This is a genomic window from Pseudomonas stagnisoli, assembly GCF_048595745.1.
Classification (GTDB): Bacteria; Pseudomonadota; Gammaproteobacteria; order Pseudomonadales; family Pseudomonadaceae; genus Aquipseudomonas; species Aquipseudomonas alcaligenes_A.
Window position 1 is genome coordinate 752,253 of the sequence record NZ_CP184361.1, and the last position, 24,519, is coordinate 776,771.

The window sequence follows — 24,519 nt, forward strand, 5'->3', positions numbered from 1 at the left end:
CCCGGCGAAGCCTCGTGCCCCCCGTGCGCCCAAGCAGGAGCGCAGCCAGGTGCGCTTCGAAGCCATCCTGCGCACCGGCCTGGAGCTGATCGCCGCGCACGGCTACGAGGCGGTGTCGATGCGTGAAATCGCCCGCGAAGCGGGCATGCCGATCGCCTCGCTGTACCTGTACTTCCCGACCAAACTGGCGATCGTTCGGGAAGTCTGGCAGCGCTACACCAGCAGTGTCGGCGAGCGTCTGCAGGCCGACCTGGCGCTGCTCGAGGGCGCGCCGGACAGCGCGGCGGCGGGGGCGATGATCGAGCGGTTGATCGACCTGATGGTGGACATCCAGGTCAGCCACCCGGGGTTTGTCGAGGTGTGGGGCTGCGTGGCTGCGTCGCCGGAGCTGCGCGCGCTGAACAGCGCCGACACGCTGGCCACTGCCGAACTGGTCGCCACGGCCATTCGTGCGGCCCGTCCGCAGGCGGATGCCGAGCAGGTGCGCGGCCTGGCGCTGCTGCTGTGCGAAGCGGGCAGTTCGGTGACCAAGCTGGCGCTGTCGCTGCCCGAGCCGGAGCGCTCGCGCACGCTGGCGCAACTGAAAAAGACCCTGCAGTTCGTCTACGCCAACAGCATCGAGGCCTTTGCCCGAGCGCTGTAGCGGCGCCTGTGTACAAATGTTTCAAGGGCCCTTTCGGCACCGTTTTTTGTCCGGTTCGGCCCCATGGAGGTTTTCGCAAGTCGGCTAGTTTCGCTTCACAACCGCTAGGGGACAGCAGCATGTCGCATAACAAGAGCAAGATAGCGCTGGCAGTCGGGATAGGAATCTGGGGGATGCAGGCCCAGGCCTTCGAGATCGATACCGGGCCCAATGTCACCACCTCGCTGGAGAGCGTCGCCGAGTTCACCTCGGTGTATCGCACCTCCTCGCCCGAGCGCATCGAGCGCGGCGGGCAGAACATCTTTGCCAACAACAACGATGGCAGCGAGTACTACGACACCGGTTTCGTTTCCAACGAGTTCAAGCTGACGTCCGAGCTGCACGTGCGCACCGAGCAGGACGGCCTGTTCGTGCGCGGCACCGCCTGGTACGACACCCAGATCATGGACAACGATCCCAGCGGGGATCGCTTCGCCACCCACAATACCGACAGCGACGAGCGCTACCCCTCGGACCTGCGCAACCGCGCCGGCCATCGTGCTCGCCTGCTCGACGCCTACCTCTACACCAACCGCTATGCCGGCGAGATGCCCTACAGCTTGCGTTTCGGCCGCCAGGTGATCAACTGGGGCGAGGGCATCTACTACGCCGACGGCATCAACGTGATCAACCCGGTGGATATCGGCCGCGTGGTGCTGCCCAACGCCAGCCTGAAGGACGCACTGCTGCCGACCAACATGATCTCCGGTCAGCTCGGCCTGACCGATGCCTTCAACATCGAGGCCTTCTACGGCCTGGAGTGGAAGGGCCACGAGCTGATTCCCACCGGCGCCTTCCTCAACAACCAGGACTACTTCGGCAAGGGCAGCAACGGCGTGCTGGTGGACCTGCGCAGCGAGCTGGGCGATCTGGCCGAGCTGGTGCCCGGAATCAACGGAGAGAACGGCATCGTCGCTGGCGCGCGTTACGGTAGCGCCCATGATGCCCGCGACGATGGCCAGTTCGGCATGGCGCTGCGCTACCTGATGGAGGACTGGAACAACACCGAGTTCAGCCTCTATTACCTCAACTACCACAGCAAGGTGCCCTTCTTGCGCATCCAGAAGGGCCGCTCCTTTGCCTGCAGTACCGGCCAGGCCGGGCAGTTCAGCGATCTCTGCGGCTTCGGGCTCGACGCCACGGTCGATGGCCTGGCCCTGCTCGACAGCACCTACTACGACTTCATCTACCCCGAGGACATCCGCCTGTTCGGCCTCAGCGTGTCCGGCACCGTGGGCGACACCAGCCTGGCGGGCGAGCTGACCTACCGGCCCAATGCGCCGCTCGAGCCGTCGATGATCTACGAACTGGAGACCCTGGCCGGCAGCGCCCTGGGCGGTGGTGGCGCCAGCGGTGGCAGCATCGACCTGGGCGAGTTCGGTGACGGCTCGGCCAACGACCCACGGCGCAGCATCGACCTGTACAAGCGTGACGAGCTGTATACCGGCTCAATCTCGGCCATCCACAGCTTCGGCCCGGTGGTCGGTCTGGACGATCTCATCGTGCTGGGCGAGGCGGCCTTCAACCATGTGCCGGGCAGCCTGCTGGACTCGGTCAACTACGAGTACCTGGACTCCTTCGCCTGGGGCTACACGTTGAACGTCTCCGGCCTGATCCAGGACGTCAAGCCGAACTTCGACCTGTTGCCGGCCATCACCTTCCGCCAGGACGTCTCCGGCACCTCGCCCTCGCTCAACGAGAACTTCATCCAGGGGCGCAAGTCGGCCACCCTCGAGCTGGGCGCCAAGTACGGCCAGAAGCTGGCCGGCAAGCTGGCCTACACCTCGTTCTGGGGCGCGCGCAAGGACAACGCGCTGATCGACCGCGACCACGTCGCCCTCAATGTCTCCTACTCCTTCTGATGGCAGGGATCACCATGACTAGAACCGCTTTGAGCGCCGCGACCCTTCTGTTCGCCCTGCTGCCCTTGGCTGCCCAGGCCAAGGTCAGTGCCGAGCAGGCGGCCCAGTTGGACGGCCCCCTCACACCCTTCGGTGCCGAGCGTCAGGGCGACCCCGCCAAGGGCATCCCCGACTGGACGGGTGGCCTGACCCAGGCGCCGGCCGGCTACGGCGGACCGGGCAGCTTCCATGTCGACCCCTTCGCCGGCGAGCAGCCGCTGCGGGTGATCGATGTACAGAACATGGCGGCCGACGAGGCCAACCTAAGCCAGGGGGTCAAGGCGCTGCTCAAGGCCTACCCGCAGACCTTCAAGGTGCCGGTCTACCCCAGCCACCGCAGCTTTGCGGCGCCGCAGGAGATCTACGCCAACACTCGGCGCAACGCCGAGCAGGCTAACCTGGCCGATGGTGGCAATGGTCTGCAGGGCGCCTATGCCGGCATTCCCTTCCCGATTCCGGCGGACGGTCGCGAGGCGATCTGGAACCACATCGCCCGCTGGCAGGGGCGCTACATCGACGAAGTGGCCATCACCGCCCAGGTCACCGCCAGCGGCAGCTACTCGATCCTGCGCGAACGCATCCAGCTGCTGTCCAACTACTACAACCCGCAGAAGGACGCCGGCAGCCTGGACAACCAGCTGTATGCCTATGCCAGCGAGCTGTTGCCGCCGTCGCGTGATGTCGGGCGCGCGCTGCTGGTGCACGAGCCCATCGACCAGGTGGCCGAGCCGCGTTCGGCGTGGATCTACAACCCCGGCCAGCGCCGCGTGCGCCGCGCGCCGACCCTGGCCTACGACACGCCGATCGACGGCATCTACGCCGACGACACCGACATGTACAACGGCGCCACCGACCGCTACGACTGGAAGCTGGTCGGCAAGCAGGCGCTGCTGGTGCCCTACCACAACTATGCGATGGAGCAGCCGGGACGCAAGCTGGAGGAGCTGATCAAGCCGGGGCATCTCAACCCTGACCTGACCCGCTGGGAGATGCACCGTGTCTGGGTGGTCGAGGCCACTTTGCGCCCGGGCCAGCGCCATGTGCATGCCAAGCGCCGCTTCTACCTGGACGAGGACAGCTGGTACGCCCTGATGGTGGAAAACTACGATGCGCGTGGCGAGCTGTGGCACGTCAACCTGGCCTTCAGCAAGAACGCCTATGAGGTGCCGACCATCGCGCCGGTCAATCTGGTGTTCCATGACCTGATCGCCCGCAGCTATTCGGCCCTGGGCCTGCGCAACAACGAGAAGGCGCCGCGCCAGTTCCTCCTGGCGGCCCCGCCGGAGAGCTACTTCACCCCGGCCAGCCTGCGTCGCAAAGGCACGCAGTAATCGTTACGCCCCTCTCCCGCTTGTGGGAGAGGGGCCTGCATCTTCCTGACCCTCTCGTTCACGGGAGAGGGAACCTGACGCTTTTCCACCTTGGGGGTTCGGGCTTGCGGCCTCGCCGCAGGGCGGAGCATTGCCGTCGCAAACCGGGCCGACCGAGAAACCCACCGGCTGAGTTCAAGCCACCGATTGCAGTTCTTGCAAGAGCCTCCGGCTCGAGGTGCTGAAACATGAAAACAAGGAGAATCGCCACACTGCTGCTCGCGTTTCTGGGCAGCGTTCTGTCCCTGGCCGTCCAGGCCTACAGCGACAACTACCTGATTGGCGTCGGCAAGCATGACGTCACTGGTGCCGCCGCCGAGGTCGGCATGATGGGCTATGCCGACCCCGCGCAGAAAAGCAGCGGCATCCACAACCGCCAGTACGCGCGTGCCTACATCGTTGCCGAGCCTGGCAGCGAGCGCGCGGTGGTGTTCGTCAACGTGGATGCCGGCGCGCTGTTCCAGTCGGTCAACCAGGCGGTGATCGAACGCCTGCGTCGGCGCTTCGGCGAGCGCTACAACGAGGGCAACGTGGTCCTCAGCGCCACTCATACCCACGGCGCCGCCGGCGGTCAGTCGCACTATGCGCTGTACAACGTGACCATCTTCGGCTTCATCAAGGAGAACTTCGAGGCGCAGGTGAACGGCATCGTGGCCGCCATTGCCGAGGCGCATGCCAACCTGCAGCCCGGCCATGTGCTGGTCAATCGCGGCGAACTGCACAATGCCAGCATCAACCGCTCGCAACCGGCCTACGACAACAACCCGGCCGAGGAGCGTGCCCGCTACGGCACCTCGGTGGACCCGGAGATGATCGTGCTGCGCCTGCGCCAGGGCGAGCGTGATGCCGGCATGATCAGCTGGTTCGCCGTACACCCGGTGTCGATGAACAAGAGCAACACCCTGCTCACCAGCGACAACAAGGGCCGCGCCGAGTGGCGCTTCGAGGAGCTGGCCAAGGCCCAGGGCAACCCTGACTTCGTCGCCTCCTTCGCCCAGAGCAACCATGCCGACACCACGCCCAACCTCAACCTCGACGGTACCGGCCCGACCCAGGACCAGCTGCGCAACACCGAGATCATCGGCGACCGTCAGTTCGACAAGGCGCTGCAGCTCTACCAGGGGGCCAGTCAGCAACTGGTCGGTGGTGTCGACTTCCGTCACCAGTACAACGATTACTCGAGAATCCGCGTGCGCCCGGAGTTCGGCGCTGGCCAGTCGCGGCAGACCTGCAACGCCGCGCTGGGCTATGCCTTCGCCGCCGGCACCGAGGATGGACGAGGGCTGGAGGACGTCGGCGAGGGTACGGTGGAGACCAATCCGCTGCTCAACCTGATCACCCAGGTGCTGACGCCGCCGACCGAGGCGGATATCGCCTGCCAGGCGCCCAAGCCGATCATCCTTCAGCAAAGCGCGTTCAAGCCCTACCCCTGGAGTCCCGAGGTGTTGCCCACTTCGATTCTGCGTATCGGCCAGTTCGCCCTGCTGGCGGTGCCCGGCGAATTCACCGTGATGTCCGGCCGGCGTCTGCGCGAGACGGTGCGCGGGGTACTGGGCAATGACCAGCTGCTGGTCGTGGCCGGTCTGTCCAATGCCTACGCGGGCTACGTCACCACGGCCGAGGAGTACGACAAGCAGCATTACGAGGGCGGTTCCACCCACTTCGGACGCTGGACCCTGGCTGCCTACCAGCAGGTGTTCCACGACCTGGCGGTGGCGCTGCGCGACCAGCAGGCGGTGATCAGTACCCTGGTGCCGCGTGATCTGCGCAACGACCAGCACAACTTCGTCACCGGCGTGGTCTACGACAACCCTCCCGTGGGCAAACGCTTCGGCCAGGTGGTCAGCGACGCGAATGCTCAGTACCGCATAGGCGATACGGTGCAGGCGGTGTTCTGGACCGGGCACCCGCGCAACAACCTGCGTACCGAGAGCACCTTCCTCGAAGTGCAGCGCAAGGTGAACGGCGCCTGGCAGGTGGTGGCCCGCGACAACGACTGGAGCACCCAGTACCACTGGCTGCGCAAGGATGGCTTCTGGGGCACCTCGCAGGCCACGCTGCGCTGGACCATTCCCGCCGGAACGCCGGCCGGCGAGTACCGTCTGGTCCACTATGGCGACAGCAAGGCGCCGGTCACCGGCAGGATCAGCGCCTTCTCCGGCGCCAGCCGCAGCTTCATCGTCCAGTAGCCGGCCCCGTGCGGTAGTGACGTGCCGCCGCGAAACCCGCAGAATGCCGACTTTCGCCCCGCCGCCCCGGCGGCCGGGGCCTCGGTCAGTTTCTCGGGTCCTGTGCTGAACTATGCGAATGCGGCTGTTGTTGCTGGGTGGGGGTAATGCCCTGGGTCAGGCGTTGGTGCGTCAGGGGGCCGAGGAGGACATCGGCTTCCTGGCTCCACGTCCGCCCGAAGGGGGCTGGGACACCGCCAGCCTGACGTTGCTGCTCGATGAGACCCGCCCCGATGCGGTGATCAACCTGGCCTACTACTTCGACTGGTTCCAGGCCGAAGGATTCGATGCGCAACGCTTTGCCCGCCAGGAACGCGCCGTTGAGCGTCTGGCCGAGCTGTGTCAGCACCATGGCGTAATTCTGCTGCAGCCCTCCAGTTACCGGGTCTTCGATGGTTCGCGGGCTACCGCCTACAGCGAAAAGGACGAACCCGTGCCTCTGGGGCTGCGCGGCCAGGCCCTGCTGCGCATCGAACAGTGCGTGCGTGCGACCTGCCCGCGGCATGTGCTGTTGCGCTTTGGCTGGCTGCTCGACAGCAGCGCAGAGGGCGTGCTGGGCCGCTTCCTGCGGCGTGCCGAGCAGGGGCAGGAACTGCTGATGGCCGATGACCGGCGCGGCAACCCGACGCCGGTGGACGATGCCGCGCGGGTGATACTCGCGGTGCTCAAGCAACTCGACTGCCAGACACCGCTGTGGGGCATCTATCATTACGGTGGCCATGAGGCCACTACCCCCCTGGCCCTGGGCCAGGCCGTGCTGGCCGAAGCGCGCCAGCTGCAGGCGCTGCAGGTACAGGAGGTGGGCGCCCAGGCGCACGCCGCCCGCAGTGACGCCGCCGACGAACCGCAGCACGCCGTGCTGGCCTGCAAGAAGATCCTGCATACCTTCGGCATCAAGCCCCGTGCCTGGCGCTCGGGGTTGCCGGCTCTGCTTGATCGCTACTACCGCCACGCCTGATACGTTTTCGAGAACCGTATGTCCGACTCCCTGATTCTGGTTACCGGCGGCGCCGGCTTCATTGGCTCCCACCTGTGCGATGCCCTGCTGGCCGCCGGCCACCGGGTACGCGTGCTGGACAACCTGTCCACCGGCAAGCCCGCCAACCTGCCGCTGCAGGACCCGCGTGTCGAACTGATCGAGGGTGACGTGGCCGATGCGGCGCTGCTGCGCCGTGCCGTGATCGGTTGCAGCGCGGTGGCGCACCTGGCCGCCGTGGCCTCGGTGCAGGCCTCGGTGGACGATCCGGTAAGCACGCACCAGAGCAACTTCGTCGGCACCCTGAACCTGTGCGAGGCCATGCGCGAGGCCGGTGTGCGCCGGGTGTTGTTTGCCTCGAGTGCCGCGGTCTACGGCAACAACGGTGAAGGCGTGGCGGTGACCGAGGACACGCCCAAGGCGCCGCTCACGCCCTATGCCTCGGACAAGCTGGCCAGCGAGTACTACCTGGACTTCTACCGCCGCCAACATGGGCTGGAGCCGGCGATCTTCCGTTTCTTCAACATCTTCGGCCCGCGTCAGGACCCGTCTTCGCCGTACTCCGGGGTGATCAGCATCTTCACCGAGCGGGCCCTGGCCGGTCGGCCGATCACCGTCTTCGGCGACGGTGAGCAGACCCGTGATTTCTTCTACATCGACGACCTGGTGCCGCTGCTGGTGCAGGGGCTGTTCAATGAGCAGGTGCAGCCCGGCGCGGTGAACGTGGGCCACAGTCAGTCGATCAGCCTCAATCAACTGCTGGAGGCCGTGCGCCAGGTGCTCGGCAGTCTGCCGGACGTGACCTACGGCGAGGCGCGCCCAGGCGATATTCGCCATTCCCGGGCGGACAGCACGCTGCTGCGTCAGCGCTTTCAGCTGGGTGCAGCCACGCCGCTGGCGCAGGGCCTGGCGCGGCTGCTGGGGCGCTGAATCGCGCGCACAAAAAAGCCCCGCACTGGCGGGGCTTTTTTGTGGGTGGGCGGCTTAGAACTTGTAGCCCAGGCCGATCATGTAGACGAACGGGTCGACGTCGACGTCGACTTTGACCTTGCCCAGCGCGTTGTGCTCAACGGTGGCCTCGGTGTCGATGTCGATGTAGCGCACCTGGGCGTTGAGCAGCAGGTTGTCGCTGAGCATGTAGTCCATGCCGATCTGGTAGGCCAGGCCCCAGGAGTCATCCAGCTCCAGGTTGCTGAAACCGTTGTCCTTCTGGCGGCTGCTCAGCTCTTCGTCGAAGAAGATGGTGTAGTTGATGCCCAGGCCCACGTAGGGCTGGAAGGCCGACTGGCTGTCCAGCGGGTAGTACACGGCGCTGAGGGTCGGCGGCAGGTGCTTGATGTCGCCGAAGCTGCCGTCGATGGTGCCGGCCGGAGTGCCCAGGGCAGCGTCGACGCCTTTCAGGCCCACGCTGTGGCTGAACGGGGTGGCGGCCAGCAGCTCGATGCCGATGTTGTTGGTGATCATGTAGGCGAAGTTCAGGCCCAGCTGGGTGTCGCTGTCCAGGGTGGCCTTGGTGCCAGCGACGTCGGCGCCGCCGACTTTCAGCTCGCTGCTGTCTTCCTGCGGGTCGACAGTGATGGCGCCGGCACGAACGATGATGTCACCCGCCTCGAAGGCCTGCGCCATCGGCGCCGCAACGGCAAGGGCGAGAAGGGATGCGGTCAGCAGGGACTTGCGCATGGTGTGCTCCAATCAGTTTTAGGATGTGTTGGCTGAGTGGATTGTCGGCAAGGTCGCCTGTGCACTTCTTGACCCAGCTCAATAGCTGGGGCTGTTGTTGGATTTCCTGGTGCGGCAATCTGGCGCACCGGCGCGCTACATTTCGTAGGGGTAGATCTTCTCGGCGGCCATCTGGTAGCCGGCGTTCCCCATCTCGCTGCTGACCGCCGCAACCTTCAGCGGACCCTCGATCCAGAAAGGCTGGTAGAGCGCATCCATCAGCACGCCGAGCTCGCTTGTGACATGCACGATCTGGTTGGACGGTGGTGGCGGTACGTGAATGCAGGCGCCGAAATAGGGAACGAAGAGAAACTCCGTGACCCGGCCTTCCTCGGTCACGTTCAGCGGCACGATGTAGCCGGGCAGCTTGACCTGCTGGCCGTCGAGTTCACTGACCACCGGCGCATCAGGCTCGGCCTGCTGGGCTGCCGGGGCATTCTCGGCGGCCAGCGCATCAGCCAGCTGCGACAGGTCATGCATCGGGGCCTGTTGCATCTGCGGTGGCGGTGCGTCGGGCGGAACCATCTGCATCCAGGTCAGTTCGCGGGGCTCCGCCGCCCACAACGGGGAAGTGAAGGCGAGCAGCAGGGCGAACAGCAGTTGATGCATGGGTAACCTCACAGACGAATGGACAGGCCGTCGGCCAGCGACTGCCGATAGGCGCGCCAGGCCGGCACCGCGCCCATCAGCAGGGCGGCGCCCAGAATAGCGCCGAGCAGGCTCCACTCATAGGCGCTGGGCAATGCCAGTGGCAGGTACAGACCGTACTGCGCCTGCACCCAACCCTGGCTGGCGGCGATGCCGCCATACAGCAGGGCCAGGCCCAGCGCTGCGCCGGCCAGGGCCAGGGTCAGGGCCTCCAGCACCAGCAGCCCGGCGATATGCCAGGGGCGCGCGCCGACCGAACGCAGGATAGCCATCTCGCGGCGACGTTCGTTGAGGCTGGTGAGGATGGCCGTGAGCATGCCGATCAGGCCGGTCAGCACGACGAACAGCGAGACCACGAACAGCGCCTTCTCCGCGGTGCCCATCAGGCTCCACAGTTCCTGCAGGGCCACGCCGGGGAGGATCGCCAGCAGCGGTTCGCCACGGTACTCGTTGACCTGGCGTTGCACGGCAAAGGTCGCGACCTTGCTCTTCAGGCCGAGCAGGACGGCGGTGATCGCCTTGGGCTGCAGGTGCATGTCGCGCGCCTGCTCGGCCGAGACCTTGGCGTTGCCGCGCGCGGGCATGCCGTTCTGCCAGTCGACGTGCAGTGCCTCCATGCCGGCCAGCGAGATGTGCAGGGTGCGGTCCACCGGCGTGCCGGTGCGGGCGAGGATGCCGACCACGCGGAACGGCTTGTCGTCATGCTGGGTCAGGCTGACGGTGGCCACGCCGTGGGCCAGGACAATCTGCTCGCCGAGCTGGTACTTGAGTGCGTCGGCCACTTCCGCGCCGAGCACGACATCGAACAGGTCGGCGAAGGGCTTGCCCTGCGCCAGCTGCAGCGGCTGGCCGCGGCCATAGCGGTAGTGGTCGAAGTAACCGGTGTCGGTGCCGAGTACCCGGTAGCCGCGGTGCGAGTCGCCCAGCGACAGGGGGATGGCCCACTTCACCTGCGGGTGTTTGGCCAGCGTCTCGAAGCTGTCCCAACGGATGTTGTTGGTGGCGTTGCCGATGCGGAACACCGAGTACAGCAGCAGGTTCACGCTGCCCGAACGGGCGCCGACGATCAGGTCGGTGCCGCTGATGGTGCTGGCGAAGCTGGCGCGCGCCTCGGTACGCACCCGCTCGACGGCCAGCAGCAGGCATACCGAGAGGGCAATGGCGAACACCGTGAGCAGGGCGGTGAAGCGGCGGTTGGCCAGGCTGGCCAGGGCGATGCGTAATAAATGCATGTCAGACCTCCGCCGGTTTGGTCGCGCGGTTCAGTTCGGCCAGCGACAGGCTGCGGTCGAACAGCGGTGCCAGGCTCTGGTCGTGGCTGACGAACAGCAGGCTGGCGCCTGCGGCGCGGCATTCGGCGAACAGCAGCTGGAGGAAGGCCTCGCGGGCGTCGTGATCCAGTGCCGAGGTGGGCTCATCGGCGATCACCAGCTCCGGCTGGCCGATCAGTGCACGGGCGGCGGCCACCCGTTGCTGCTGGCCGATCGACAGCGAATCGGCGCGCCGCTCGAGCAGCTCGGCCTTCAGGCCCAGGTGCTGCAGCAGCTGGGCAGCGGCTTTATCGACGCTGCCGTGACGCTCGCTGGCGCGGCGGGCGCGACTCTGCGAGAAGCGGCAGGGCAATTCGACGTTTTCGCGTACCGAGAGGAAGGGCAGCAGGTTGAACTGCTGGAAGATGTAGCCGGTATGGTCGACGCGGAAGCGGTCGCGCGCGCCGGAGGACATCTGCGCCAACTCCTGGCCGAGCAGCTTCAGGCAGCCGCGGCCAGGCTTCTGCACGCCGCCGAGCAGGCCGAGCAGGGTGGTCTTGCCACTACCGCTGGGGCCCTTGAGGAACAGGCTTTCGCCACGGCGCAGGGTGAAGCGTGGGATATCCAGCAGCTCGGCCTGGCCGGGCCAGGCAAAGCCCAGGTCGGTGAGTTCGATCAGTGCGTCGGACATGGACGTTCCGCGAGTCGGGAAAGGCGACAGCTTAAAGGCAAGGAGAGCGGTGGCGCACCCGCAAGGATGCGCCGGAGTGTTTCAGAAACTCAGGCGCGACTGTTTCGGCGTCAGCTCAGTACCCTGCTGGCCGCTTGGGCCGATCAGTTGCACTTCCAGTTTTTCCGTGGCCGGGAAGGTGCTGAAGAAGCTGCCCAGGTCCAGGGTCTGCAATGCCCCGGCATTGGCGCAAACGAAGCGGTAGCTGGCATCGATATCGCTATGACCATGTTCGTCGCTGTGGTCATGATGCTCGTGCTCGTGCTCGTGCTCGTGCTCGTGCTCGTGCTCGTGCCCGGCGAACAGCGGGCTCTCCAGTGTGCTTTCCTGCACCACGCACTTGGCCTCGGCGGGCAGGGCAAACAGTGCCTGCGGCTGCTCCAGGTGCTGGCGTGCGGCGGCGACCTTGGCCTTGTCGGCGTCGCTCTTGGCCTCGTGCTCGAAACCGACCAGGTTCATGGCCGGGCTTTCCAGCTGGATCTCCAGGGTCTGGCCATCCAGGGCCACGTTGAGGCTCGCCACGCCGTGCTCGTGCTTGCCCAGGCTGCCGTGTTCCTCGTGGGCGTGATCATGATCGTGCTCGTGGCTGGCGGCCTGGGCGATGGTCAGCGGCAGCAGGGCGAGAGGCAGGGCGAGCAGGATACGGCGCATGGGGCGGACTCCGGTGATGGATTGTTAGGTTATGTTGTAACACTTGTGCGCGGCGATTGGCCAGCCTCGGGACGCATGGCAGCATGCGGGCTGGATGTTCGGGAGAGCGAAAATGCTGCGAATCAAGGGGCGGGTCGGCGACTGGCCGGTAGACCTGACAGTGGAGATGGATGCCGAGGACTGGGCGCAACTGGCGGCGCACCTGCCGCCGCAGGAGTCAGCGGCGGGTGCCCCCCGTATGCAGTCGGCGGCACAAGCCGCTGACGACCTATGGTTGCAGGCGCAGCAGCTGTTACAGGCGGCAGGTTCCCTTGAGGGGCCGCAGTTGCTCGGCGAGCTGGCGGCCCTGGCTGGCAGTGAGGCGGCCGGCAAGCGCCTGCTGGTGCGCCTGCGCCACTGCCCCCAGGTGCAGGTGGAAAGCGGCGATGCGGCGCCGCTGTATCGCTGGATCGGCTAGGCGCGGGTTAACCCGCCTGGTAACTGCCGAACACAGCGCGATAGAGTTCGGTGGCTGCCGGGCATTGAACACCGCCTGCTGGGCGTCGCATTTGCCGTAGCGTACGCGCAGCAGCAGGCGGAGGGGGCCATCAGTAGATGGCCTGGTAGAGCTTGCGGCGGTACAGGGTGACCAGCGGGTGATCGTTGCCGAGCAGGTCGAACACCTGCAGCAGGGTCTTGTGCGGCAGGCCTTCCTGGAAGGCGCGGTTGCGCACGAACAGCTTGAGCAGGCCGTCCAGCGCCGCCTCGTACTGCTGGCGCGCCAACTGCTGCACCGCCAGCTGGTAGCTGGCCTCGTCGTCGTCCGGGTTCTGCGCCAGGCGGCTCTTCAGCTCGGCGCCATCCGGCAGGCTGGCGGCCTGGCGCAGGAAGGTCAGCTGGGCCTTGGCGCCGGCCAGGGCCTGCTTGTGCTCGTCGCCCTTGACCGCGTTCAGTACTGCCTCGGCTTCGCCCAGCTCGCCGCGTTCGGCCAGGCAGCGGGCGTAGAGGATCAGCGCCGCGCCGTTCTCGTTGTTCTCGGTCAGCACCTGCTTGAGCAGGGCCTCGGCCTCGCCGAAGCGCTCCTCGGCGAACAGCGCCTGGGCCGTCTCCAGCGGATCGGCGGCCAGCGGCGCCGGCTCCGCCACATGCGGCTTGAGCATTTCGCGGATGGCCGACTCCGGCTGGGCGCCGGCGAAACCGTCGACCGGCTGGCCGTCCTTGAACAGCACCACGGTCGGCAGGCTGCGGATACCGAAGCGCATCACGATGTCCTGCTCGGCATCGCAGTCGACCTTGGCCAGCAGCAGCTCGCCACGGAACTCCTCGGTGATCTTCGCCAGTAGCGGCATCAGCGCCTTGCACGGCGCGCACCACTCGGCCCAGAAATCGACTAGCACCGGCTTGTGGAAGGAGTTCTGGATCACCAGCTGCTCGAAATTGGCGGCACCGGAGACGTCGAAGATGTAGGGGGTATCGCTCATGATCACTCTCGGGAGGGGCGAAAGACTGGAACTATAAATGCGGGCGGTAGGGCTCGGATACAAGCAGTCCCCCCCTCCCGTTTTCGGGAGAGGGGAGTGTTAGCCGCGCTTGGCGTGGTACAGGCTGACGTTACGGAATTCCGCCGGCTCGGCCAGGTCCGGCCAGGTGCAGGCCTCCAGCAGGCCCAGGCGGGTGTAGCGCGGGTGCTGGAAATCCTTGACCCGCGAGTCGGCCACCAGCGCCTCCTGGCCACGACTGAGAAAGGCATCCAGCAGCGGCAGGTTGGCGCGGTCATAGAGCACGTCGGCGACGATGATCAGATCGAAGCGGTCTTCCTCGCTGAAGAAGTCCAGCGAATAGCTCAGCTCGACGCCGTTCAGCGCGGCGTTGGCGCGGCAGGATTCGATGGCCAGCGGGTCGAGGTCGCAGGCCACCACCTCGGTCGCGCCGGCCTTGGCCGCCGCGATGGCCGCCACGCCGGAGCCTGCGCCGAAGTCCAGTACGCGCTTGCCGCGAACCCACTCGGGGCGCTCCGCCAGCCAGCGCGCCAGGGCCAGGCCGCTGGCCCAGCAGAAGCTCCAGTAGGGTGGCTCTTCGAGGATGCGTCGGGTTTCTTCCGGGCTGAAGCTGCGGTCCATGTTGCTCGGGTCGACCAGCCACAGGCGGATGTCGGTGCCGGGCAGGGTCTCGGCGCTCAGGCGGGCGTCGCCGAGCAGCTGTTGCAGGGCGTTCTGCAGTTCGGCGGGGGCGTTCATGGTGCGCTCACCAGCGGCAGGGCGCCGAAATCGCGGCTGTCGGCCTGCAGCACCCGCTGCGGTTGCAGGCGCAGGATCAGGCGGCCGGACTGGCTGATGCGCGCGCGCAGTTCGATTCGCGCACCGCCGGGAAACTGCTGCGGGTCGAAGCGCAGGCGAAAGGGCAGGGCGTGGCCGGTACCCGCCAGCGTTTGGCTGGCCAGCAGGCGCTGCGGGCGATCGCGCTCGTCCACCACCAGCAAGGCCAGCTCCACGTCGCTGCCGGCCGGCGGGGTCAGCAGGCTGCCATGCAGCTCGCGCAGATGGGCGGGCAGCGGCTGCGCGATGGGTGCGGCTGGTTTGATCGCCACTTCGGGCTTGGTCGCCGCGGGCGGTGTCATGGGCTTGGGTGCTTCGCCGGCGCAGGCGGCCAGCAGCAGGAACAGGCAGGCGAGAAGGGGGCGGCGGGGCATGGCGGCATCCGATGCGGCAGATGATTCTGGAATAGCGCAAAAAACGCGCGCCTGTATACCGCAAAGCCTGCGGCTTGTCTTGCCGGGACCATGCGCTACCATGGGCCACCGTTTCGTAGGGCCTTTTCCTTCATGCACTGTCCGTTCTGCTCCGCCAACGACACCAAGGTCATCGACTCCCGCCTGGTCGCCGAGGGCGAACAGGTACGCCGCCGCCGCGAATGCGTGGCCTGTGGCGAGCGCTTCACCACCTTCGAGACCGCCGAGCTGGTGATGCCGCGCCTGATCAAGTCCGATGGCAGCCGCCAGCCGTTCGACGAGGACAAGCTGCGCGCCGGCATGCAGCGCGCACTGGAGAAGCGTCCGGTGAGCGTCGAGCGCCTGGAAGAGGCGATCGCCCACATCAAGCACCGCCTGCGCGCCACCGGCGAACGCGAGATCAAGTCGCGGGTGCTCGGCGAGCTGGTGATGACCGAGCTGCAGAAGCTCGACGAGGTTGCCTATATCCGCTTCGCCTCGGTGTACCGGCGCTTCCAGGACCTCAACGAGTTCCGCGAGGAGATCGAGCGCCTGGCCCGCGAGCCTTCGAAAGAATGAGCGCCGCCGACCAGCAGTTCATGGCCCGCGCGCTGGAGCTGGCGCGCAAGGGGCTTTACTCCACCCATCCCAACCCGCGCGTCGGTTGCGTCATCGTGCAGGACGGCAGGATCGTCGGCGAAGGCTGGCACGCCAAGGCCGGCGAGCCGCATGCCGAGGTGCATGCCTTGCGCCAGGCCGGTGACAAGGCGCGCGGCGCTACCGCCTACGTGACTCTGGAGCCCTGCAGTCATCACGGCCGCACCCCGCCCTGCGCCGATGCCCTGGTGGCGGCCGGCGTAACGCGGGTGGTGGCAGCCATGCAGGACCCCAATCCCGAGGTGTCCGGCAAGGGCCTGCTGCGCCTGATGCACGCCGGCATCGCCGTGCACAGCGGCGTGCTGGAGGCCGAGGCCAGGGCACTGAATGCCGGTTTCATCAAGCGCATGGAGCAGGGCCTGCCCTATGTGCGGGTCAAGCTGGCCATGAGCCTGGACGGTCGCACGGCGATGGCCAATGGCGAGAGCCAGTGGATCACCGGGCCCGAGGCGCGCGCCGCCGTGCAGCGCCTGCGTGCCCGCGCCAGCGTGATCATCACCGGTGCCGATACCGTGCTCGCCGACCAGGCGCGCCTGACCGTGCGGGCCGAGGAGCTGGGCCTGAATGCCGAGCTGACCGCGCTGGCCATCGACCGGCCGCCGCAGCGCGTGCTGGTCGATGGGCGCCTGCGCGTACCGCTGAGCGCGCCGTTCTTCCAGGTCGGCCCGGCGCTGGTCGCCACCTGCGCGGCCGCCGCCGCTCGCGAACGCTTCAGCGAGGAGCGCCACGAACTGCTGGCGATGCCCGGCAGCAATGGCCATGTCGACCTGCGCAAGCTGCTGCTGGAACTGGCCGCGCGCGGTGCCAACGAGGTGCTGGTAGAGGCCGGGCCCAAGCTGGCCGGCGCCTTCGCTCGTGCCGGGCTGGTCGATGAGTTCCAGCTGTTCGTCGCGCCCAAGTTCCTCGGTTCCAGCGCCCGTCCGCTGCTGGACTGGCCGCTGGCGCGCATGGCCGAAGCACAGGAGCTGGAGATTCGCGATATCCGCGCCGTGGGGCGCGACTGGCGCATCACCGCCGTGCCCAGGGCGCACTGAACCGTTCGATGGGTTTGATCGAAGCGCCGCCATGCAGCAGCGTGGCAAATATGGTAAAAAGCCAGCCGCGGCCGCTCGTCGGTCGCAACGTTCTCAGGGCGGGGCGAAATTCCCCACCGGCGGTAATGACGCGCTGCGTCTAGCCCGCGAGCGCCTTTCCAGCGAAAGGGACAGCAGACCCGGTGTGATTCCGGGGCCGACGGTATAGTCCGGATAAAGAGAGAGCGGGATTCCCTTCCGGGGCGCCGTCCGTCTGCGCCCGCGAAAATCCCTATCGATCGGCATTGCCCTGTTTTTGACCAAAACAGGAGTTCGTCCATGCTGCATTGCACCACTTACCGGGAGGACGCATGTTCACCGGCATAATCGAATCCATCGGTACCATCCGCGCGATCACCCCCAAGGGCGGCGACGTGCGCGTCTACGTCGAGACCGGCAAGCTGGACCTCGGCGACGTCAAGCTGGGTGACAGCATAGCGGTCAACGGCGTGTGCCTGACCGCGGTCGAGCTGCCAGGCGACGGCTTCTGGGCCGACGTCAGTCGCGAGACCCTGACTCGCACCGCCTTCGTCGACTTGAAGGCCGGCAGCCGCGTCAACCTGGAGAAGGCCCTGACCCCGACCACCCGCCTCGGTGGCCACCTGGTCAGCGGCCACGTCGACGGCGTTGGCGAGATCATCAAGCGCGAAGATAACGCCCGCGCCATCCAGTTCGCCGTGCGCGCCCCGCGCGAGCTGGCCAAGTACATTGCGCTGAAGGGCTCGATCACCGTCGACGGCACCAGCCTGACGGTCAATGCAGTCAACGGCGCCGAGTTCGAGCTGACCATCGTGCCGCACACCCTGGTCGAGACCATCATGGCCGACTATCGGCCGGGCCGCCGGGTCAACCTCGAAGTGGACCTGCTGGCGCGCTACCTGGAACGCCTGCTGCTCGGCGACAAGGCCGCCGAGTCCAGCGCTTCCGGCATCAGCGAAGCTTTCCTGGCCGAACACGGCTACCTGAACAAGTGAGACGCGCCGCCATGGCCCTGAATACCGCAGAAGAACTGATCGAAGACATCCGCGCCGGCAAGATGGTCATCCTCATGGATGACGAGGACCGCGAGAACGAAGGCGACATCATCATCGCCTCCGAGTGCGTCACCGCCGAGCACATCAACTTCATGGCCCGCTTCGCCCGCGGCCTGATCTGCATGCCGATGACCCGCGAGCGCTGCGAGCTGCTCAAGCTGCCGCTGATGGCGCCGCGCAACGGCTCCGGCTTCGGCACCAAGTTCACCGTGTCCATCGAGGCGGCCGAAGGCGTCACCACCGGCATCTCCGCCGCCGACCGCGCGCGCACCGTGCAGGCCGCCGTGGCGAAGCATGCGGTAGCCGACGATATCGTCAGCCCCGGTCATATCTTCCCGCTGATGGCCCAGGCCGGTGGCGTGCTGGCCCGTGCCGGGCACACCGAAGCAGCCTGCGACCTGGCGCGCATGGCCGGGTTTGAGCCGAGCGGGGTGATCTGCGAGATCATGAACGATGACGGCACCATGGCCCGCCGCCCGGAGCTGGAGGTGTTCGCCGCCGAGCACAACCTCAAGATCGGCACCATTGCCGATCTGATCCACTACCGCCTGATCCACGAGCGCACAGTCGAGCGCGTCAGCGAGCAGCCGCTGGACACCGAGCTGGGGCAGTTCACCCTGGTCACCTACCGCGACGGCGTGGAGAACACCGCGCACATGGCCCTGACCCTGGGCAAGGTGTGCGCCGAGGAGCCGACTCTGGTGCGCGTGCACAACATGGAGCCGCTGCGCGACCTGTTCCTGGTCAAGCAGCCCGGGCGCTGGAGCCTGCGCGCGGCGATGGCCGAAGTGGCCAAGGCCGGCAGCGGCGTGGTGCTGTTGCTCGGCAACCCGCTCACCGGCCCCGAATTGCTGGCGCACCTGGGCGGCAAGCAGCCGGCGCCGAGCCCTGCCACCTACAGCACCGTCGGTGCCGGTTCGCAGATCCTGCGCGACCTGGGTGTGCGCAAGATGCGCCTGATGAGCGCGCCGATGAAGTTCAACGCCATATCCGGCTTTGACCTGGAAGTTGTAGAATACTTGCCCGCTGAATGATGACTCCGGCCGAGTGCAGCCTGCGCCCGGCCTGGCCTTTCGTTCTACATTGATATCCACGGGACGCCCATTGGCGCCCCGGCTCTTTATACAGACTGAGACTCGCCCATGACCCTGAAGACCATCGAAGGTACCTTCATCGCCCCGCAAGGCAAATACGCCCTGGTGGTTGGCCGCTTCAACAGCTTCGTCGTCGAGAGCCTGGTCAGCGGCGCCGTCGACGCCCTGGTGCGCCACGGCGTGAAGGAAAGCGACATCACCATCATCCGCGCGCCGGGTGCCTTCGAAATCCCGCTGGTCACCCAGAAAGTCGCCCAGCGCGGCGAGTTCGCCGCCATCATCGCCCTCGGCGCGGTGATTCGTGGCGGTACCCCGCACTTCGAATACGTCGCCGGCGAGTGCACCAAGGGCCTGGCCCAGGTCTCCATGGAATACGGCGTACCGGTCGCCTTCGGCGTGCTGACCGTCGACTCCATCGAGCAGGCCATCGAGCGTTCCGGCACCAAGGCCGGGAACAAAGGCGCCGAAGCTGCCCTGTCCGCTCTGGAAATGGTAAGTCTGCTGGCGCAGCTGGAGGCCAAGTGAGCCTGAATCACGACGACAGCCAGGACGCTCCGCAGCCCAAGGCCAAGGGCAAGATCGCCCAGCGCCGCGTGGCCCGCAGCCTGGCCATGCAGGCGCTGTATCAGTGGCATATGGCCGGTCAGTCGCTGAACGAGATCGAAGCGCAGTTCCGCGTCGATAATGACTTCAGTGGCGTCGACGGTGCCTACTTCCACGACATCCTCACCGGCGTGGCCCGCCAGAAGACCGAGCTGGACGCGTCCTTCGCGGTCTTCCTGGACATCCCGCTGGAAGAGCTGGACCCGGTCGAGCTGGCCATCCTGCGCCTGTCCGCCTGGGAACTGACCAGCCGTATCGATGTGCCTTACAAGGTGGTGATCAACGAGGGCATCGAGTTGGCCAAGGTGTTCGGCGCCACCGACGGGCACAAGTTCGTCAACGGCGTGCTGGACAAGCTGGCCCCGGTACTGCGCGCGGCCGAGGTCAAGGCCGCCAAGCGCTGAGCCGGCAAGCCCGTCGTGGGTGAGTTCGAGCTGATCCGTCGCTACTTCGCCGCCGCGCCTTGTGCGCAGGCGGCCGAAGGCATCGTCCTTGGCATTGGCGACGACTGCGCGCTGCTGCAGCCGGCGCCCGGCATGCAGCTGGCGCTGTCCACCGATACCCTGGTGGCCGGCGTACATTTCCCCCAGCCCTGCGATCCGTTTCTGCTTGGCCAGCGAGCCCTGGCGGTCAGCGTCAGTGACCTGGCCGCCATGGGCGCCGAGCCACTGGGCTTCACCCTGGCGCTGACCCTGCCCGAAGCCGAGCCGACCTGGCTGGAAAGCTTCGCCCGTGGTCTGTCGCAGATGGCCGGGCAGTGCGCCATTGCCCTGGTCGGTGGCGACACCACTCGCGGTCCCTTGAGTCTCACCCTCAGCGTCTTTGGCCAGTTGCCGGCCGGTCAGGCACTGACCCGCGCGGGTGCCCGCCCGGGCGATCTGCTCTGCGTCGGTGGCTGCCTCGGCGATGCGGCCGGGGCCTTGCCGCTTGTCCTCGGGCAGCTGCCGGCCGAGGGGCACGACGCGAGCTATCTGCTGCAGCGCTACTGGGCACCGCAGCCGCAGCTCGCTCTGGGGCAATGGCTGCGTGGCCGGGCCTCGGCGGCGCTGGACATTTCCGACGGCCTGCTGGCCGACTGTGGGCATATCGCCCAGGCTTCCGCCGTGGCGCTGCAGGTTGAGCGCGATAGGCTGCCGCTGTCCGCCGCCCTGCACAGCCTGGCGGGAGAGCGGGCGTTGGACTGCGCATTGAGCGGCGGCGACGATTACCGCCTGGCCTTTACCCTGCCGGCGCAATACCTTTCGGCACTGCAGGCGCAATGGCCCGAGGCCACGGTGATCGGCCGGGCCGTGGCCGGGCAGGGCGTACAACTGCTGGACGGCGCGGGCCGCCGTCTCGACCCGCCCAGCGCGGGCTACCAACATTTCGGGAGTCGTGGTGACTGAAGTCGTGAAAGTCGCGCCGCAGGTATGGCGCAATCCCTGGCATTTCCTCGCCTTTGGCTTCGGTTCCGGGCTGATGCCCAAGGCGCCCGGCACCTGGGGCTCGCTGGTGGCCTTGCCCTTCATCCCTCTGTGGCAGCAACTGCCGGACTGGGGCTACTGGTTGATGCTCGGCGTCACCATGCTGTTCGGCTTCTGGCTCTGTGGCCGGGTGGCCGAGGACATGGGCGTGCATGACCACGAAGGCATCGTCTGGGACGAAATGGTCGGCATGTGGATCACCCTGTGGCTCGTGCCCGAGGGTTGGTACTGGTTGCTGCTAGGCTTTCTGGTATTCAGGGTGTTCGACATTCTCAAACCCTGGCCGATCCGCTGGATCGACCGGCATGTACATGGTGGTATCGGCATCATGCTGGACGACATCCTGGCGGGGGTATTCGCCTGGCTGGCCATGCAGTTGCTGGTGTGGGGGCTGGCCTGAATCGGAGGCGGTAGATGCGTGCCTGGCTGCTGGGGTTGCTGTTGTGTCTGGGGGGCGTCGGCGCACAGGCTGGCGCGCCGCTGCCCGCGCAGGTGAACCTGGTCAGCGAACACTGGGCCGGGCACACCAATGCCGATGGCAGCGGCCTGACCTGGGAGATCATGCGTGCCGTGTTCGAGCCAGCGGGCGTAGCGATGAGTTACCGGTTGGTGCCCTACACCCGGGCGATTGGCCTGGTGCAACGGGGCGAGGCCGATGCCTGGCTGGGCTCCTATCGCGACGAAGTCTCTGAGAACATCATTTACCCCGCTAGCCCCTATGATGCCGATCGCATTGTTGCCCTGTCCTTGCGCGCCGCGCCGGAGCCCAGTCTGCAGAGCATCGGCCAGTACCGTTTGGCCTGGATGCGCGGCTATGAGTACCAGCGCTATCTGCCCGGGGTGCGGCACTTCAAGGAGATCGAGCGCCGAATCGGCATTCTGCGCATGCTTGAACTGGGTCACGCCGACTTCTATCTGGACGCCTCCACCGAAGTCGAGGATGTGTTGCGCGAGGGTTCGGACCCTGCGCTTTTTCGCACTACCGAGCTGATCCGCTTGCCCCTCTATGCCGGCTTTGCCGATACTGCCCGCGGTCGCGCCCTGGCCGAACTGTTCGATCGGCGCATGGCCGAGCTGCTACGCAATGGCGAACTGCGTCCGATCTTCCGCCGCTGGCAGCAGCCCTACCCCTTTGACGAGGACATGGAGATCCCCGATGCGTCGCCTTGAGCTGTTCGCTGCCAGTGTGCTGCTGGCCCTGTGCCCCGTGCTGCAGGCCGAGACCCAGGTGCAGGTGGTGGGGCTATTTCCCAACGCGGCGGTGTTGCTGGTCGACGGTCAGCGCAAGCTGGTGCGGGCCGGCCAGGTCGGCCCCGGCGGCGTCAGGGTGATCAGTGCCGACAGCAAGGGCGCGGTGCTGGAGGTCGACGGGGTGCAGCGCAGTTACGCCATGACCCGGGAATACAACCAGGCCGGCAGCTCGGAGCCGCAGAGAGCTCAGCTCAGCATCAGTCGTGGTGCGGGCAATCACTATTGGGTGGCCGGCTCCATCGAGGGCCATCCGGTACAGTTCCTGGTCGATACCGGGGCCACTTCGGTGGCGATGAACGAGGGGCAGGCGCGCATGCTCGGCATCGACTACCGGGTCAAGGGGCGGGCCATGGTGGCCAGCACGGCCGGTGGCAACGTCAAGGCCTGGCAGATCAAGCTCGACAGCGTCAAGGTTGGTGCCCTTGAGGTTCTGGGGGTCGAGGCGGCGGTGCTGGAGGGGGATTCGCCCACCGAGGTGCTGCTGGGCATGAGTTTCCTCAGTCGGGTGCGCTGGCGTGAAGAAAACGGCGTATTGCAGCTGGAGTCCAAGCTGTAGGGCGGTGCCGGCCGATTCATCAGCCGCTTCGATGCTTATCCCCGACAATTCAGGCTGCGCCGGGCGGCGTTGCGGCTGGTACAATGCCGGCCTTTCTGCCGAACCTCACAGGAGCTCCCGGTGTCCGTCGTCTTCGTCGCCGCCTCCCAGCTGCCCACACCTTTCGCGGTCTTCACCATGCACGGTTTCCTCGATGAGGAGAGTGGCAAGGAGCACGTAGCCCTGACCCTGGGTGACGTCGCCGATGGCCAGCCGGTGCTGGGTCGCCTGCACTCCGAGTGCCTCACCGGCGATGCCCTGTTCAGCCAGCGCTGCGACTGTGGTGCCCAGCTCGAAGCTGCCCTGCGTGCCATCGCCGCCGAGGGGCGTGGCGTGCTCCTGTACCTGCGCCAGGAGGGCCGTGGCATCGGCCTGCTGAACAAGATCCGCGCCTACGAGTTACAGGATGGCGGTGCCGACACCGTCGAAGCCAACGAGCGTCTGGGCTTCGCCGCTGACCAGCGTGACTACTCGATCTGCCAGCCGATGCTCGACCACCTGGGCATCAGGTCGGTCCAGCTGATGACCAACAACCCGCGCAAGGTCAAGGCGCTGGAAGGTTTCGGCGTGCGCGTCGCCGAGCGCCGCCCGCTGGAAATCGGTCTCAACCCGCACAATCGTAAATACCTGGCGACCAAGGCCGGCAAGCTCGGCCACATGCTGGGTCTGAAACACCAGGAAGAAGAGTGATGACTCGCGCCGAGGTGCGTCGCCGTCTGGCCCTGGAATGGTGGCGCTGGCTGGGTTTTGCCTTGGCCCCACTGTTCTTCCTCAACCTGCTGTTCGGTGGCAGTCAGGCGCTGGGCAGCGTGCTGGAGATGCCTCTGTTCATCGCCGGCGTGGCTTCCATGTTCGTCAGCCTGCCGCTGTTTTCCGCCTACAAGCGCGCGCTGATCGCCACCCAGGCTGCGCTGGATGGCGAGCATGAGCGCGAGGCCTGGCTGGCGCTGGCGGTGCAGCGGCGCAAGGCCTTCCTGGGGGCTGGCCTGCCGGCCTGGATCGCTGCCATCGCCCTGTTCAGTGGGCTCAATGCCGTCGCGCTGATCCTGCTGTCCCTGAGCAGCGTGGTGCTGCTCTGTCTGTACCGCATCCCTCGCCAGTTGGGTTGATGCGCGCACTGCTGGCCGCCTGCCTGCTTGCCCTCAGCCCGGCGCTGACGGCGGCCGAACGGGTGGTCAGCCTGGCTCCCTCGATGTCGGAAATCATGCTGGAGCTGGGCGCCGAGCGGCGCCTGGTTGGCCTCCTTGATGGCGGCCCGCGTCCGCCCGAGCTGGCGGGCGTGCCGTCGGTGGGGCGCTATGGCCAGGTCGAGCTGGAGACCCTGTTGGCGCTCAAGCCGGATCTGCTGCTGCTCTGGCCTGGGAGCGTGCCCGAGGCCCAGCAGGCACAGCTGCGCTCCTTTGGTATGCCGTTGTATGTCGGTGAGCCTCATGATCTGCAGGCGCTGGCCGAGCAGTTCGTCGAAGTGGGCCGGCTGGTCGGTGCCGAGGCCCGTGGGCGCGAGCTGCGTGACCGCTTCACCATGCGCCTGGCCGAGCTGCAGCAGCGCTATCGCCGTGACCCGCCGTTGGCGGTGTTCTATCAGGTGTGGAACGAGCCCCTGTACACCCTGGGCGGGCGGCAGATCGTCAGCGACGCGTTGCGGGTGTGTGGCGCGCGCAACGTGTTCGCCGATCTGCAGTTGCCCGCACCCCAGGTCAATGTCGAGGCGGTGCTGGGGCGCGCGCCCGAGGTGATTCTTGGCGGCAGCGATGCCGAACTGCAGCGCTGGCAAGCCTGGCCGCAGTTGCCGGCGGTGCGTCTGGGGCAGCTGTGGTCGGTCCCGGACAAGGGCCTGGAACGCCCCAGCTTCCAGATGCTGGCGGCCACCGAGCAGCTCTGCGAGCTGCTGGCCAAGGCCCGTTGAGG

Annotated in this window: 28 protein-coding genes and 1 riboswitch; of the genes, 20 read left to right on the top strand and 8 right to left on the bottom strand. The window is 66.8% G+C overall.

Annotated elements, in window-relative coordinates; all coding sequences use genetic code 11:
• Window positions 1-49: 49 nt before the first annotated feature.
• From ACOAPY_RS03610 to ACOAPY_RS03635, 6 genes are all read left to right on the top strand, one after another.
• Window positions 50-643 (top strand): TetR/AcrR family transcriptional regulator, encoded by a 594-nt coding sequence (locus tag ACOAPY_RS03610; protein WP_021700983.1) that lies wholly within the window; start codon window positions 50-52, stop codon window positions 641-643.
• 119 nt (window positions 644-762) lie between these two features.
• Window positions 763-2,544, top strand: a complete 1,782-nt coding sequence (locus ACOAPY_RS03615) for a DUF1302 domain-containing protein (RefSeq protein WP_465155039.1) — start codon at window positions 763-765, stop codon at window positions 2,542-2,544.
• A gap of 14 nt (window positions 2,545-2,558) precedes the next feature.
• Window positions 2,559-3,914: a DUF1329 domain-containing protein gene (locus ACOAPY_RS03620; RefSeq protein ID WP_465155040.1), complete on the top strand. Its 1,356-nt coding sequence runs from the start codon at window positions 2,559-2,561 to the stop codon at window positions 3,912-3,914.
• Window positions 3,915-4,141: 227 nt separating this feature from the next.
• Window positions 4,142-6,142 (top strand): neutral/alkaline ceramidase, encoded by a 2,001-nt coding sequence (locus tag ACOAPY_RS03625; RefSeq protein WP_465155041.1) that lies wholly within the window; start codon window positions 4,142-4,144, stop codon window positions 6,140-6,142.
• 112 nt (window positions 6,143-6,254) lie between these two features.
• Window positions 6,255-7,139 (top strand): sugar nucleotide-binding protein, encoded by an 885-nt coding sequence (locus ACOAPY_RS03630; protein ID WP_465155042.1) that lies wholly within the window; start codon window positions 6,255-6,257, stop codon window positions 7,137-7,139.
• Window positions 7,140-7,157: 18 nt separating this feature from the next.
• Window positions 7,158-8,087, top strand: coding sequence for an NAD-dependent epimerase/dehydratase family protein (locus tag ACOAPY_RS03635; protein ID WP_465155043.1), 930 nt, complete (start codon window positions 7,158-7,160; stop codon window positions 8,085-8,087).
• Window positions 8,088-8,141: 54 nt separating this feature from the next.
• Here the strand turns inward: ACOAPY_RS03635 and ACOAPY_RS03640 are convergent, their stop codons facing one another.
• From ACOAPY_RS03640 to ACOAPY_RS03660, 5 genes are all read right to left on the bottom strand, one after another.
• Window positions 8,142-8,837: an OmpW/AlkL family protein gene (locus ACOAPY_RS03640; RefSeq protein ID WP_076580099.1), complete on the bottom strand. Its 696-nt coding sequence runs from the start codon at window positions 8,835-8,837 to the stop codon at window positions 8,142-8,144.
• A 135-nt stretch (window positions 8,838-8,972) separates the two neighbouring features.
• Window positions 8,973-9,485 (bottom strand): DUF3299 domain-containing protein, encoded by a 513-nt coding sequence (locus ACOAPY_RS03645; RefSeq protein ID WP_465155044.1) that lies wholly within the window; start codon window positions 9,483-9,485, stop codon window positions 8,973-8,975.
• An 8-nt stretch (window positions 9,486-9,493) separates the two neighbouring features.
• Window positions 9,494-10,756 carry an ABC transporter permease gene (locus tag ACOAPY_RS03650; protein WP_076580102.1) on the bottom strand — a complete coding sequence of 421 codons (1,263 nt, stop codon included), beginning with the start codon at window positions 10,754-10,756 and terminating at the stop codon, window positions 9,494-9,496.
• Between the two features lies 1 nt (window position 10,757).
• Entirely contained in the window at window positions 10,758-11,465 is a 708-nt protein-coding gene (locus ACOAPY_RS03655) for an ABC transporter ATP-binding protein (protein ID WP_076580104.1), read from the bottom strand.
• An 81-nt stretch (window positions 11,466-11,546) separates the two neighbouring features.
• Entirely contained in the window at window positions 11,547-12,155 is a 609-nt protein-coding gene (locus ACOAPY_RS03660; RefSeq protein ID WP_465155045.1) for a DUF2796 domain-containing protein, read from the bottom strand.
• Window positions 12,156-12,267: 112 nt separating this feature from the next.
• Between ACOAPY_RS03660 and ACOAPY_RS03665 the strand changes: the two genes are divergently transcribed.
• Window positions 12,268-12,612 (top strand): hypothetical protein, encoded by a 345-nt coding sequence (locus ACOAPY_RS03665; protein WP_465155046.1) that lies wholly within the window; start codon window positions 12,268-12,270, stop codon window positions 12,610-12,612.
• Between the two features lie 130 nt (window positions 12,613-12,742).
• On the opposite strand, the gene trxA is transcribed toward ACOAPY_RS03665, so the two are convergent.
• The 3 genes from trxA to ACOAPY_RS03680 all read right to left on the bottom strand — a co-directional run bounded on the left by trxA (window position 12,743) and on the right by ACOAPY_RS03680 (window position 14,823).
• Complete coding sequence (trxA, locus tag ACOAPY_RS03670) at window positions 12,743-13,615, bottom strand: thioredoxin (protein ID WP_465155047.1); 873 nt, start codon at window positions 13,613-13,615, stop codon at window positions 12,743-12,745.
• Window positions 13,616-13,714: 99 nt separating this feature from the next.
• The gene (locus ACOAPY_RS03675; protein ID WP_465155048.1) at window positions 13,715-14,371 is read right to left on the bottom strand and encodes a class I SAM-dependent methyltransferase; all 657 of its coding nucleotides are present in this window, start codon (window positions 14,369-14,371) and stop codon (window positions 13,715-13,717) included.
• On the bottom strand, window positions 14,368-14,823 hold the full coding sequence (locus ACOAPY_RS03680) for a YbaY family lipoprotein (RefSeq protein WP_465155049.1): 456 nt from the start codon (window positions 14,821-14,823) through the stop codon (window positions 14,368-14,370). The genes ACOAPY_RS03675 and ACOAPY_RS03680 overlap by 4 nt, the downstream gene beginning before the upstream one ends.
• Before the next feature lie 132 nt (window positions 14,824-14,955).
• On the opposite strand from ACOAPY_RS03680, the gene nrdR reads away from it, so the two are divergent.
• From nrdR to ACOAPY_RS03745, 13 genes are all read left to right on the top strand, one after another.
• Window positions 14,956-15,420: a transcriptional regulator NrdR gene (gene nrdR / locus ACOAPY_RS03685; protein ID WP_021700999.1), complete on the top strand. Its 465-nt coding sequence runs from the start codon at window positions 14,956-14,958 to the stop codon at window positions 15,418-15,420.
• On the top strand, window positions 15,417-16,532 hold the full coding sequence (gene ribD / locus ACOAPY_RS03690; RefSeq protein ID WP_465155050.1) for a bifunctional diaminohydroxyphosphoribosylaminopyrimidine deaminase/5-amino-6-(5-phosphoribosylamino)uracil reductase RibD: 1,116 nt from the start codon (window positions 15,417-15,419) through the stop codon (window positions 16,530-16,532). The genes nrdR and ribD overlap by 4 nt, the downstream gene beginning before the upstream one ends.
• An 85-nt stretch (window positions 16,533-16,617) precedes the next feature.
• Window positions 16,618-16,762: riboswitch (FMN riboswitch) on the top strand.
• A 120-nt stretch (window positions 16,763-16,882) separates the two neighbouring features.
• On the top strand, window positions 16,883-17,545 hold the full coding sequence (locus ACOAPY_RS03695) for a riboflavin synthase (protein WP_465155051.1): 663 nt from the start codon (window positions 16,883-16,885) through the stop codon (window positions 17,543-17,545).
• Window positions 17,546-17,556: 11 nt separating this feature from the next.
• On the top strand, window positions 17,557-18,639 hold the full coding sequence (gene ribBA / locus ACOAPY_RS03700) for a bifunctional 3,4-dihydroxy-2-butanone-4-phosphate synthase/GTP cyclohydrolase II (RefSeq protein WP_076580120.1): 1,083 nt from the start codon (window positions 17,557-17,559) through the stop codon (window positions 18,637-18,639).
• 108 nt (window positions 18,640-18,747) lie between these two features.
• Window positions 18,748-19,224, top strand: coding sequence for a 6,7-dimethyl-8-ribityllumazine synthase (gene ribH, locus ACOAPY_RS03705; protein WP_021701003.1), 477 nt, complete (start codon window positions 18,748-18,750; stop codon window positions 19,222-19,224).
• Between the two features lie 2 nt (window positions 19,225-19,226).
• A complete protein-coding gene (gene nusB, locus ACOAPY_RS03710; protein WP_465156700.1) occupies window positions 19,227-19,706 on the top strand; it encodes a transcription antitermination factor NusB in 480 nt (159 codons plus the stop codon).
• Between the two features lie 15 nt (window positions 19,707-19,721).
• Window positions 19,722-20,687 carry a thiamine-phosphate kinase gene (gene thiL / locus ACOAPY_RS03715; protein ID WP_465155052.1) on the top strand — a complete coding sequence of 322 codons (966 nt, stop codon included), beginning with the start codon at window positions 19,722-19,724 and terminating at the stop codon, window positions 20,685-20,687.
• The gene (locus ACOAPY_RS03720; protein WP_256720130.1) at window positions 20,680-21,165 is read left to right on the top strand and encodes a phosphatidylglycerophosphatase A family protein; all 486 of its coding nucleotides are present in this window, start codon (window positions 20,680-20,682) and stop codon (window positions 21,163-21,165) included. The genes thiL and ACOAPY_RS03720 overlap by 8 nt, the downstream gene beginning before the upstream one ends.
• A gap of 14 nt (window positions 21,166-21,179) precedes the next feature.
• Window positions 21,180-21,935: a substrate-binding periplasmic protein gene (locus ACOAPY_RS03725; protein WP_465155054.1), complete on the top strand. Its 756-nt coding sequence runs from the start codon at window positions 21,180-21,182 to the stop codon at window positions 21,933-21,935.
• On the top strand, window positions 21,922-22,572 hold the full coding sequence (locus ACOAPY_RS03730) for a retropepsin-like aspartic protease family protein (RefSeq protein WP_465155055.1): 651 nt from the start codon (window positions 21,922-21,924) through the stop codon (window positions 22,570-22,572). Before ACOAPY_RS03725 ends, ACOAPY_RS03730 begins: the two co-directional genes overlap by 14 nt.
• 120 nt (window positions 22,573-22,692) lie before the next feature.
• A complete protein-coding gene (gene ribA / locus ACOAPY_RS03735) occupies window positions 22,693-23,301 on the top strand; it encodes a GTP cyclohydrolase II (protein WP_076580132.1) in 609 nt (202 codons plus the stop codon).
• Window positions 23,301-23,720, top strand: a complete 420-nt coding sequence (locus ACOAPY_RS03740; protein ID WP_076580134.1) for an MFS transporter — start codon at window positions 23,301-23,303, stop codon at window positions 23,718-23,720. The genes ribA and ACOAPY_RS03740 overlap by 1 nt, the downstream gene beginning before the upstream one ends.
• A complete protein-coding gene (locus ACOAPY_RS03745) occupies window positions 23,720-24,517 on the top strand; it encodes a helical backbone metal receptor (protein WP_465155056.1) in 798 nt (265 codons plus the stop codon). Before ACOAPY_RS03740 ends, ACOAPY_RS03745 begins: the two co-directional genes overlap by 1 nt.
• The last annotated feature ends 2 nt before the right edge of the window (window positions 24,518-24,519 follow it).

What these genes read in the sequence shown, in the direction of transcription:
- ACOAPY_RS03615 (WP_465155039.1), top strand. Translation starts at nt 763, where the DNA reads ATGTCGCATAACAAGAGCAAGATAGCGCTGGCAGTCGGGATAGGAATC.
- ACOAPY_RS03620 (WP_465155040.1), top strand. Translation starts at nt 2,559, where the DNA reads ATGACTAGAACCGCTTTGAGCGCCGCGACCCTTCTGTTCGCCCTGCTG.
- ACOAPY_RS03625 (WP_465155041.1), top strand. Translation starts at nt 4,142, where the DNA reads ATGAAAACAAGGAGAATCGCCACACTGCTGCTCGCGTTTCTGGGCAGC.
- ACOAPY_RS03630 (WP_465155042.1), top strand. Translation starts at nt 6,255, where the DNA reads ATGCGAATGCGGCTGTTGTTGCTGGGTGGGGGTAATGCCCTGGGTCAG.
- ACOAPY_RS03635 (WP_465155043.1), top strand. Translation starts at nt 7,158, where the DNA reads ATGTCCGACTCCCTGATTCTGGTTACCGGCGGCGCCGGCTTCATTGGC.
- ACOAPY_RS03640 (WP_076580099.1), bottom strand. Translation starts at nt 8,837, where the DNA reads ATGCGCAAGTCCCTGCTGACCGCATCCCTTCTCGCCCTTGCCGTTGCG.
- ACOAPY_RS03645 (WP_465155044.1), bottom strand. Translation starts at nt 9,485, where the DNA reads ATGCATCAACTGCTGTTCGCCCTGCTGCTCGCCTTCACTTCCCCGTTG.
- ACOAPY_RS03650 (WP_076580102.1), bottom strand. Translation starts at nt 10,756, where the DNA reads ATGCATTTATTACGCATCGCCCTGGCCAGCCTGGCCAACCGCCGCTTC.
- ACOAPY_RS03655 (WP_076580104.1), bottom strand. Translation starts at nt 11,465, where the DNA reads ATGTCCGACGCACTGATCGAACTCACCGACCTGGGCTTTGCCTGGCCC.
- ACOAPY_RS03660 (WP_465155045.1), bottom strand. Translation starts at nt 12,155, where the DNA reads ATGCGCCGTATCCTGCTCGCCCTGCCTCTCGCCCTGCTGCCGCTGACC.
- ACOAPY_RS03665 (WP_465155046.1), top strand. Translation starts at nt 12,268, where the DNA reads ATGCTGCGAATCAAGGGGCGGGTCGGCGACTGGCCGGTAGACCTGACA.
- trxA (WP_465155047.1), bottom strand. Translation starts at nt 13,615, where the DNA reads ATGAGCGATACCCCCTACATCTTCGACGTCTCCGGTGCCGCCAATTTC.
- ACOAPY_RS03675 (WP_465155048.1), bottom strand. Translation starts at nt 14,371, where the DNA reads ATGAACGCCCCCGCCGAACTGCAGAACGCCCTGCAACAGCTGCTCGGC.
- ACOAPY_RS03680 (WP_465155049.1), bottom strand. Translation starts at nt 14,823, where the DNA reads ATGCCCCGCCGCCCCCTTCTCGCCTGCCTGTTCCTGCTGCTGGCCGCC.
- nrdR (WP_021700999.1), top strand. Translation starts at nt 14,956, where the DNA reads ATGCACTGTCCGTTCTGCTCCGCCAACGACACCAAGGTCATCGACTCC.
- ribD (WP_465155050.1), top strand. Translation starts at nt 15,417, where the DNA reads ATGAGCGCCGCCGACCAGCAGTTCATGGCCCGCGCGCTGGAGCTGGCG.
- ACOAPY_RS03695 (WP_465155051.1), top strand. Translation starts at nt 16,883, where the DNA reads ATGTTCACCGGCATAATCGAATCCATCGGTACCATCCGCGCGATCACC.
- ribBA (WP_076580120.1), top strand. Translation starts at nt 17,557, where the DNA reads ATGGCCCTGAATACCGCAGAAGAACTGATCGAAGACATCCGCGCCGGC.
- ribH (WP_021701003.1), top strand. Translation starts at nt 18,748, where the DNA reads ATGACCCTGAAGACCATCGAAGGTACCTTCATCGCCCCGCAAGGCAAA.
- ACOAPY_RS03725 (WP_465155054.1), top strand. Translation starts at nt 21,180, where the DNA reads ATGCGTGCCTGGCTGCTGGGGTTGCTGTTGTGTCTGGGGGGCGTCGGC.
- ACOAPY_RS03730 (WP_465155055.1), top strand. Translation starts at nt 21,922, where the DNA reads ATGCGTCGCCTTGAGCTGTTCGCTGCCAGTGTGCTGCTGGCCCTGTGC.
- ACOAPY_RS03740 (WP_076580134.1), top strand. Translation starts at nt 23,301, where the DNA reads ATGACTCGCGCCGAGGTGCGTCGCCGTCTGGCCCTGGAATGGTGGCGC.
- ACOAPY_RS03745 (WP_465155056.1), top strand. Translation starts at nt 23,720, where the DNA reads ATGCGCGCACTGCTGGCCGCCTGCCTGCTTGCCCTCAGCCCGGCGCTG.